The 9,511-nt window shown below is 73.2% G+C and carries 8 protein-coding genes; 2 read left to right on the plus strand and 6 right to left on the minus strand.

The features are described from left to right. From GWI24_RS33835 to GWI24_RS33845, 3 genes are all read right to left on the minus strand, one after another. The coding region (locus GWI24_RS33835; RefSeq protein WP_308344177.1) for an aldolase/citrate lyase family protein at positions 1-775 on the minus strand (775 nt) is incomplete at its 3' end. Positions 776-815: 40 nt separating this feature from the next. Next, on the minus strand, positions 816-2,030 hold the full coding sequence (locus GWI24_RS33840; RefSeq protein WP_210949877.1) for a CaiB/BaiF CoA-transferase family protein: 1,215 nt from the start codon (positions 2,028-2,030) through the stop codon (positions 816-818). Between the two features lie 114 nt (positions 2,031-2,144). Then, entirely contained in the window at positions 2,145-3,086 is a 942-nt protein-coding gene (locus tag GWI24_RS33845) for a LysR family transcriptional regulator (RefSeq protein WP_210949878.1), read from the minus strand. 144 nt (positions 3,087-3,230) lie between these two features. Here GWI24_RS33845 and GWI24_RS33850 point away from each other — a divergent pair, with 144 nt between their 5' ends. Next, the gene (locus GWI24_RS33850) at positions 3,231-4,538 is read left to right on the plus strand and encodes a CitMHS family transporter (RefSeq protein ID WP_210949879.1); all 1,308 of its coding nucleotides are present in this window, start codon (positions 3,231-3,233) and stop codon (positions 4,536-4,538) included. A 48-nt stretch (positions 4,539-4,586) separates the two neighbouring features. Here the strand turns inward: GWI24_RS33850 and GWI24_RS33855 are convergent, their stop codons facing one another. The 3 genes from GWI24_RS33855 to GWI24_RS33865 all read right to left on the minus strand — a co-directional run bounded on the left by GWI24_RS33855 (position 4,587) and on the right by GWI24_RS33865 (position 9,091). Further along, on the minus strand, positions 4,587-5,651 hold the full coding sequence (locus tag GWI24_RS33855) for a zinc-dependent alcohol dehydrogenase family protein (protein WP_210949880.1): 1,065 nt from the start codon (positions 5,649-5,651) through the stop codon (positions 4,587-4,589). An 84-nt stretch (positions 5,652-5,735) separates the two neighbouring features. Further along, complete coding sequence (locus GWI24_RS33860; protein ID WP_210949881.1) at positions 5,736-8,141, minus strand: GH92 family glycosyl hydrolase; 2,406 nt, start codon at positions 8,139-8,141, stop codon at positions 5,736-5,738. A gap of 158 nt (positions 8,142-8,299) precedes the next feature. Further along, a complete protein-coding gene (locus GWI24_RS33865) occupies positions 8,300-9,091 on the minus strand; it encodes an SDR family oxidoreductase (protein WP_210949882.1) in 792 nt (263 codons plus the stop codon). Between the two features lie 232 nt (positions 9,092-9,323). Between GWI24_RS33865 and GWI24_RS33870 the strand changes: the two genes are divergently transcribed. Beyond that, on the plus strand, positions 9,324-9,511 hold a 188-nt coding region (locus GWI24_RS33870; protein ID WP_210949883.1), incomplete at its 3' end, for a hypothetical protein.

Genomic DNA, 9,511 nt, shown 5'->3' on the forward strand with positions numbered 1-9,511 from the left:
GGCAGCGGGCCAGCTCCTCCGCGTCCGGCGAGAACACCTCGTTGACCACCGGCACATGCGACGGGTGGATCACCGCCATCCCCTCATACCCCAGCGCACGGTTCTGCTGCGCGAAGCGCCGTAGCCCCGCGAGGTCCGCCACATCCGCCCATAGCCCGGCCACCGGATGGGGGCGGTCCGCGGCGCGGGCGTCCAGCAGCGCCCGGGCCCGCAGTTCACGGGTCTCCTCGCCCTCCGGGCTCCAGCGGTAGCCGATCGCCCGCTCCACATCCCCGCCCGGGGCGGCCACCGCGCCCAGGTGGGCGATCCGGGCGGCGGCCCGGCCGATGGCGTACGCCTCGCGCAGCCCGCGTGCCGTCTCCAGCAGCGGCAGCAGGGCGAAATGGCCCTCGGGCAGGCCGTGTTCGCGCTCGCACCAGGCCAGTAGCCGGTCGGCGGTGATCACGTCCTCGGGGCCGCTCACCTTGGGCAGCACGATGCCGTAGAGCCCGGGACGGGCCACCGCCCGCAGCTCGTCGGCGCCCTGCCAGCCCGCCGCGCGGTCCAGCGCGTTGATCCGTACGAGCAGCCGCATGGGACCGGGGGGCGTGGCGGCCGCCCGGTCGACGGCCGCGGCCGCCGCCTCCCGCGCCGCCGCCTTGCCGTCCTCCGGGACGGCGTCCTCCAGGTCGAGGATGGCCGCGTCTGCGCCCGCCGCCTCCGCCTTGGGCAGCCAGTCGGCCCGGCTGCCGGGCACGAAGAGCAGGGAGCGCAGGGGGACGCGATGCGTCGTCACGCCCGTCACGCTCGTCAAACCCGTCACGCCCGTCACACCGTCAGATGACACCCTCTGCCTCCAGCTTCGCCAGCCGTCCGCCGTCGATGCCCAGCCACTCCCCGTAGACCAGCGCGTTGTCCGCGCCGAGCGCGGGGCCGGTCCGCCACACCGCGCCGGGGGAGCGGTGGAAGCGCGGGATCACCGACTGCATCCGCACCGGGCCGAGGTCGGGGTCGTCCACCGTGATGATGTCCTCGCGTTCGGCGTAGACCGGGTCGGCGACGATGTCGGCGGCGGTGAACACCCGCGAGGCCACCACCTCGGCCCGCTCGAACGCCGCGAGGCACTCGGCCGCCGGGCGCGCCGCCACCCACTCCCGCAGCGCCGCGTCGAGCCGCTCGCGCCCCGCGTGCTGCTGCTCCACGGTGGCGAACTCCTCGTCGGGCAGGCCCAGCAGCCGCACCACATTGCGCACCGAGCGGGTGGTGGCGGAGGTGACGGTGAGCCAGTCGCCGTCGGCGCTGCGGTAGGTGTTGATGACGGCGGCCGGGGCGACGGCCAGCTGGTTGCCCGCCCGCTCGGGGGCCGTACCGAGCTGGTCGTACGCGATGATCTGCCACTCCACCAGGCGGTACAGCGGCTCGAAGAGCGCCAGGTCGATCCACTCGCCGTCGAAGGAGTCCGGATCGGTGTCACGGCGGTGCAGCGCGGCCAGGACCGCGAACGCGCCCATCAGCCCGGTGACCGCGTCGCCGTGCGAGAAGCCGGTGTGCACGGGCGGGCCTTCGGGGAAGCCGGTCAGATGGACCACCCCGCTGCGGGCCTCGCCCATCTTCCCGAAGCCGGGGGCGTCGGCCCGCGAGGAGGTCGCGCCGAAACCGGAGATCTGCAGCAGGATCGCGGTGGGGTTGAGCGCGTGGACGGCCTCCCAGTCCAGGCCCCAGGCGCGCAGCCGGCCCGCCCGGAGCGTCACGATCACCACATCGGCCCAGGCGATCAGCTCCCGGGCGACCTCCCGGCCCTCCTCGTGGTGCAGATCCAGGGTCACCGAGCGCTTGTTGCGGCCCGCCACCTTGAACCAGAGCGATACGCCGTCGCGCCGCGGGCCCATCGCCCGCGCCGCGTCTCCGGAGCCCGGCGGCTCCACGTGGACGACGTCCGCGCCCTGGTCGGCGAGCATCCCCCCAGCGAGGGGGCCCGCGACCACATGGGCGAACTCCACCACCTTCAGCCCTGTGAGTTGTCCCTGCCCTGTGCTGGTCTGGTCCTCCATGCGGCCAGGCTGCGGGGCGGGGCGTATGCGCGTCCAGCAATGAAGAGGGATCAATTCATGCGGATCTCGCAAAGGTGTCCCGCAAGGATCGCCCCCAAACGGCGGTGCCCGCCCTCACCGGTCCTCGCCCGCCTCCTCCCACACCACCCCCGCCGGCAAGGCGTCCGCCGCGGAGCGGAACTCCTCCAACTGCTCCAGAAAGCGGCGCGCCCCCGGCGGAAGCGTGCGGCGCGTCGGCAGGACGACGTACAGCCGGCGCTCCACCACCGGCCCCACCAGCGGGCGCCGCACCAGCCGGCCCGGCACCATCAGCGGATGGACCAGGGCGGGCAGCGCGGAGACGCCGAGCCCGGCCGCCACCAGCCCGCCCACCGTGGCCACGTTCGACGCCTCGGTCGCCGGGTTCGCCTCCATCCCGGCCTGGGCGAAGGCCGCGTCGGTCATCCGGCGCACACTGGAGTCGGTGCCCACCGCGAGGAACGGCTCCCGGCCCAGCTCCTCCCAGGTCACCTCCGCCCGCTCGGCCAGCGGATGGTGCTCCGGGAGCACCGCGTCGAAGCGGTCCCGCACCAGCGGCCGAAGCGTGACGCCCGGGGCGCGCCGGGCCACCGTGCTGACCGCGAAGTCGGCGTCCCCGTCGACCACCCGGTCCAGCACCGAGCGCTCCAGCCCGTCCAGCAGCCGTACGGTCATCTCCGGGCGCCGCGCGCGGAAGGCGGAGATCACCGGCGGGAGCAGCACGGCCGCGACCGAGGGCAGGGTCGCCAGGGCCACCGCACCGCGCTCACCGGCGCCGTAGCGCCCCAGCTGGGCCAGGCCCGCGCGGTGCGCGGAGAGGATCTGGTCGGCGATGCGCAGCGCCTCGGCGCCCGCCGGGGTGAGCCGCACATTGCGGGTGTCCCGCTCCAGCAGCCGCATCCCCAGCGTCCGTTCCAGATCGGCGACCGCACGGCTCAGCGACGACTGGGACACATGCAGTTCGGCGGCGGCCGCGGTGAAGCTCACGGCGCGCGCGACCGCCGCGTACGCGGTCAGCTGGCGCAGGGTGACGTCCATGGTCCGTGAGCGTATGCGCGGCGGCCGGGCAGGGGAACTGTTGCGCGAAACGCATGGATAGATCCGTGTTCGATGCTGGACGCGGATCTTTCCCCGCTCGGAAACTCTTCGGCAGCACCCGACCGGACGAGGAAGCGAGCGGCCATGCTGGCAGCACTGGGGTTCTGCACGATCGGCGGCTTCCTGCTGCTCACCATGACCAAACGGGTCTCGGTGCTGGTGGCCCTCGTCCTCACGCCCGTGGTCACCGCGGTCATCGGCGGATACGGCGACGAACTGGGCCCGATGGCGCTCGACGGGCTGTCCAAGGTCGCCCCGACCGGCATCATGATCGCCTTCGCGGTGCTCTACTTCAGCCTGATGATCGACGCGGGCCTCTTCGAACCGCTGATCCGCGGCATTCTGCGCGCCACCAGGAACGACCCGGTACGGATCACGGTCGGCACCGCCGTTCTGACCGTATGCGTGGGGCTCGACGGCGATGGCGCCTCCACCTTCATCATCACCATCTCCGCGCTGCTCCCCGTCTATCAGCGGCTGGGCATGAGCCGGCTGGTGCTCGCCGGGGTGGTCGGCCTGGGTGCGGGCGTGATGAACATGATCCCGTGGGGCGGGCCGACGGCCCGCGCCGCAGCGGCCCTGAAGATCGACACCTCCGACATCATCACGCCACTGCTGCCCGCCCTCGCCGCCGGTATCGCCTGGGTGCTGCTCGCCGCGTATCTCATCGGACGCCGTGAGCGGCGGCGGCTCGGCGCGCTCGAGCCCGCGCCACGGACCGAGGTGGCGGTCGGGGACGGCCCCGGCACACCCCGGGTCGCCGCCCGTCCCGGTCTCGCGCTCACCGTCTTCAATCTGCTGCTCACCGTGGCCCTGCTGGTCTGCCTGGTGCTGGAGGCCATGCCGCTGCCCGTGCTCTTCGTCTTCGCCTTCGTCCTCGCGCTGCTGGTCAACCACCCCCGCTGGGAGGACCAGCAGGAGCTGCTGGAGAAGCACGGCAAGAGCGTGGTGCTCGTCATCACCATGATCTTCGCGGCCGGGGTGTTCACCGGCATCCTCGGCGGCACCGGGATGATCGGGAAGATGGCCGAGGCGCTGGTCGACATCATCCCCGACGGGCTCGGCGGCCATCTGCCGGTGCTCGTGGCCGTCACCAGCATGCCGCTGAGCCTCGTCCTCACCCCGGACGCCTACTACTTCGGGGTGCTGCCGGTGCTCGCCGGGACCGCCGACGCCTTCGGCACCGGCCACGCCGAGATCGCCCGCGCCGCCGTCCTCGGCCAGATGACCACCGGCTTCCCGCTGAGCCCGCTCACCGCCGCGACCTTCATCCTCCTGAGCATGAGCGGCGTACAGCTCGGGGAGCACCAGCGCTTCCTCTTCCGCTGGGCCTTCGGAACCACGCTGGTGATGACCGCCGCGGCGCTGGTGACGGGCGCCGTGCCGCTCTGACCCTCGTGGCGAAGGCATCGGCGTGGCGGCCCCAGCCAAGGCAGTCCGTCAGCTCCCGGCCAGGGGCGGGCGGTGCGGTTCGATGACCGTGACCCCGCCCCTGCCCCCGGAGGCCATCGTGGACAGCGCCTCCGGGACCGCGTCCAGCCCGATGACATCGGTGACCAGCAGATCCGGCCGCAGCGAACCGGCCTCGACCATCTCCATCATCGGGCCGTAGTCGTGGGCGGCCATGCCATGGCTGCCCAGCAGCCGCAGCTCCAGGGCGATGACCCGGTCCATCGGGATCATCGGGGTCCCGGCGGCCGGGGGCAGCAGCCCGACCTGGACATGGCGGCCGTGGCGGCGCAGGCTCTTGATGGACGCCGCACAGGTCCGCGGGGAGCCCAGCGCGTCGAGCGAGACATGGGCGCCGCCGCCCGTCGCGTCCGCGACCGCCTCCGCCACCGAGCCCAGGGTGGACGCCACGTCCACGCACACCGCCGCGCCGAACCGGGCCGCGAGGGCGAGTGCCTCCGGCGAGATGTCCACCGCCACCACCCGGGCCCCGGCCGCGGCGGCGATCATCACCGCGGAGAGCCCCACCCCACCGCAGCCGTGCACCGCGACCCATTCGCCCGGCGCCACCCGGCCCTGGGCGACGACGGCGCGGAAGGCGGTCGCGAAGCGGCAGCCCAGACCGGCGGCCGTGGTGAACGACAGCTCGTTGCGTATCCCGACCAGGTTCACATCGGCGTTCTCGATCGCCACGTACTCGGCGAACGAGCCCCAGTGGGTGAATCCCGGCTGCGTCTGCCGCTCGCACACCTGCTGGGCGCCCTCCGCACAGGCGGCACAGCGCCCGCAGGCGCACACGAACGGCACGGTGACCCGCTGTCCCGGGCGCCAGTTGAGGACATCGGGGCCGACCCCCTCTATCACCCCCGCCAGCTCATGGCCGGGGACGTGCGGCAGCCGGATGTCCGGGTCGTGCCCCATCCAGCCGTGCCAGTCGCTGCGGCACAGTCCGGTGGCCTCGACGCGGATCACCGCGCCGCGCGGGGAGGGAGCGGGGTCCTCGACGCTCCGGACCTCGGGCCGGCGCCCGAACTCGTCGAACACCACAGCACGCATGGACACCGCTCCCTCGCTCGACCACATCCCCCATGGCCCGTGTGTCCAGGCGGGCCATAGAACCTACACCACAACCGGCCGGTATCAGCCCTTGCGGGTGGCGCCCACCGACGGCGGTTCCGCGCCCCGGCCGGTGCCCCAGGACGAGGGCTCGGTGGACAGCCGGTGGGCCAGCTTCCCGCCGTGGGCCACCTGGTCCCAGCCCAGCCAAGTCCGAGCCACGTTCCGGCCGTTCAGCGACACACTCCGGACATACCGCTTGGCGTCGCTCGCGCCCGGCGCGGTGACCGTGAGCGTGCCGCCCTGCCGGGTGCCGTAGTGCCCGATACGGACCACGGCCGAGGAGAACTGCGGGCTGGACAGGGAGAGGAAGTCCCCGCCGCTCATCGTCGGGTACAGACCCAGCGAGGAGAAGACGTACCAGGCCGACATGGTGCCGAGATCGTCATTGCCGGTCATCCCGTCCGGCCCGGTGGTGAACAGGGTCATCGCCGCCCGCACCACGGTCGCCGCCTTCGCGGGCGCGCCCGCCCACAGATACATGTACGGGGCGTGCAGATCGGGCTCGTTGTTGGGGTTGTAGGTGGGCTTGCCGTAGTAGTCGTACGGGGCGGAGATCCAGTCCTTACGGGCCGTGCCCGCCGGGTCGGTGAGCAGCTTGCCGTAGGCGAAGAAGTCGTCCAGCCGCTTCTCGGTCGCGCTCCTGCCGCCCATCAGCCCCACGAGCCCGGCCGGGTCCTGCGGCACCAGCCACTGGTACTGGTAGGCGCCGCCCTCGTGGAACTGCCGGCCCGCCTCCACCTGGTCGTACGGGGTCACCCACGCACCGTCGGCCGTGCGCGGCCGGAACTGCCCGATCGAGGCGTCCCACAGCGTGCGGTACGTCTGGCCGCGCTCGGCGAACATCCGGGCGTCGGCGCGGTGCCCGAGCCCGCGCGCCATCAGGGCGAGCGCGGCGTCCGCGGCCGAGTACTCCAGGGTGGCCGAGGCGGGGTGGACGCAGTCGTTGTCGCCGCCCTTGTCGGCGCAGTCGGTGCCGAGCTTCAGCCCCGAGGGGACGTAGCCCAGCTCGCGGTAGTAGTCCACTCCGGAGCGGCCGTTGTAGGGCGAGTCGGCGGGCGGGGTGCTGGTGGCGTTCTTCTTCAGCAGCGCGTACGCCTCGTCCTCGTGCCCGGCCAGCAGACCCTTGGACCACGCCTCGACGAGGAAGGGGGTCACCGGGTCACCCGTCATGATGTTGGTCTCGCTGTTGGCCAGCGCCCAGCGCGGCAGCCAGCCGCCGTCCCGGCCGATGGCGACCACCGACAGCGCGACATCGCGGGCCACCCCCGGCTCCACCATCTCCAGCAGCTGGTTCTGCGGCCGGTAGGTGTCCCACAGCGAGAAGTTCTGGTACGGGGTGTAGCCGGAGGCGGTGTGGGTCGCGCCGTCGAAACCGGTGTAGCGGCCGTCCACGTCGCCCGCCACATTGGGGTGCAGCTGGGCGTGGTACAGCGCGGTGTAGAAGGCGCGCTGCCGCTCCTCGGTGCCGCCGCCGACCCGGATCGCGTCGAGCTTCTTCCGCCAGGTGTCGTGCAGCGCGGCGCGGGTGGCGTCGAAGTCGTAGGAGTCCCCGGTCTCCGCCACGAGGTTCTTGCGGGCGCCCTCAGGGCCGGTGTACGACAGCCCGACCTTGACCACCACATCCCGGTCCTGGGTCGCGTCGAAGGTGGCCCAGGCGCCGTTGCCGCCCTCGCCCGCCGCCTCGCGGGAGCCGGGGGTGGGGGTGGTGCCGCGCCAGGTGCCGTAGGAGGCGAAGGGGCGGTCGAAGGTGGCGGTGAAGTAGACGGTGTGCCGGTCCTTCCCGGCGCAGAAGTTCCCGGCCTCCACCCGGCCCTCGACGGTCCGGTCGCCGACCACGCGGATCTCGGAGCCGAAGACCTTCTGATTGGCCTTGCCGGTGTTGAACAGCACATTGGCCGCGCCGGTGGCCGGGAAGGTGTAGCGCTGCCAGCCGGTGCGCTGAGTGGCGGTCAGCTCGGCGTCGATGCCGTAGGACTTCAGGCCCACCCGGTAGTAGCCCGGGGTGGCCTCCTCGTCGTCATGGCTGTAGGTGGAGCGGTAGTGGTCCGGGTCGACGTCGCTGACCGCGCCGGTCGTCGGCATGATGGGCAGCTCGCCCGCCACCCCGCAGCCGACCCCGGACAGATGGGTCTGGCTGAAGCCGTGGATGGCGTTCTGGTCGTAGTCGTAGCCGCCCTGGCCGCCGGTGTCCGGGCTGACCTGGACCATGCCGAACGGGGCGCTCGCCCCGGGGAAGGTGTTGCCGAAGTTCTCGGTGCCCACGAACGGATGGACCAGCGAGGTGGGGTCGGCCGGAGGGGACGCGGCCGAGGGGGCGGCCGCGGCGCCCGGTGGCCCCAGCAGACCGCCGCCCAGCAGCGCCGCCGTCATCACGCCCGCGACCGTGCCCGCAGCGCGCGCACGGATTCCACCGATCAGCGACCGCATGGGACGCACCTCCGTCTGACAACGTTGTCTACCAGGGTCGCGAAACTTTGGCACGGGGGCTGGGCGGTGTCAATGACCCGCGCGCGGGCGGGTCATTGACGGAAAGGCCAACGACACCGCCCGCGCACAGGGCCGTGGCGTCCGGGCGCGCGTGTGGGCTATCGCTTGTCGCGTTGCCCGTCGGCGAGCTGACGGGACGTATCGCCGGCGCCGGCGCCCCGCTGGGCCCGCTCGGCGATGCTCGGGAACAGCCCGCCGATGGCGCTGCCCAGGCGCAGCTCCAGCGGGGCCACGTTCACCTCGGCCCGGTTCCGCTCGATCGCCCGGATCGTCGCGGCCGCCACCCGCCGGGAGGAGATCGTACGGACCCCGGTGGGCAGGGACGTGCCCGCGTCGGCGAACATCCCGGCGTCGCCCACGAATCCGGGCTGCACCAGCGAGACCCCGACCCCCGTGCCGTGCAGATCCTGCCGCAGCCCGAGGGTGAAGCCGCGCAGCCCGAACTTGGCCGCGTTGTAGAGCGCCGCGCCGGGGGAGGCCGTACGGCCCGACAGCGAGCCGATCATCACCAGATGGCCGGAGCCCGCCTCCACCATGCGCGGCGCCATCAGCCGGGACAGCAGCATCGGGGCGCGCAGATTGACGTCGAGGGCGCGGTCCAGCTCCTCGGGCCGGTAGTCCAGGACCGGGCCGCTGGAGGGCAGCGCGGCGTTGGCGATGAGGATCCGGGCGTCCGCCGCCTCCTCGACGAGCCGCTCCACATCGGTCCGTTCGGCCAGATCGGCGACGATCACCCGGCCGCCCAGCCGCTCGGCCAGCGGCCGCAGCACCTCCTCACGGCGCCCGGTGAGCAGCAGATTGGCGCCCTTGGCCGCGAACGCGCGGGCCAGTGTCTGGCCGATGCCGCCGGTGGCCCCGGTGAGCAGGACGGTCGTGCCGGCGATCCGCATGCGATCTCCTCCGGTTACGGTCGAGTACGTTCCGGGCACGGTACTGCGTATGCGCTCCGCGCTCGGCATGGGCCCCGGTCCGCCACGTACGCACGCGGCGCCCCGGGGCCGGGTGTCACCCGCGTCTCGCGTCGGCCGCTACCCACGGACGTGCGCGTCGGCGCCCGGTCGGCCGCCGGAAGTGTGCTGGTGAGGCGGCGGAGCCGGGGCTCTGGCCCCGTATATGTGGCAGGTGACGGTGTGCCACGCGTCGCTCGCGTTGGCCGCCGCGTTTCTGGGCCCTGCCTTCGGGCGCGCACGGGTGTGCGCCCTGTCGGCTGCCGGGGTGGGGGCGTGGGCCCGGTCCGTACGCGGCGTGCAGCGGGTGTGGCCGGCGGCGGCCTCCGCGTCCCGCGTCGGCCGCCACCTCCGGACGCGCGT

The sequence above is a fragment of the Streptomyces sp. MK37H genome (assembly GCF_018035285.1).
GTDB classification, from domain to species: domain Bacteria; phylum Actinomycetota; class Actinomycetes; order Streptomycetales; family Streptomycetaceae; genus Streptomyces; species Streptomyces endocoffeicus.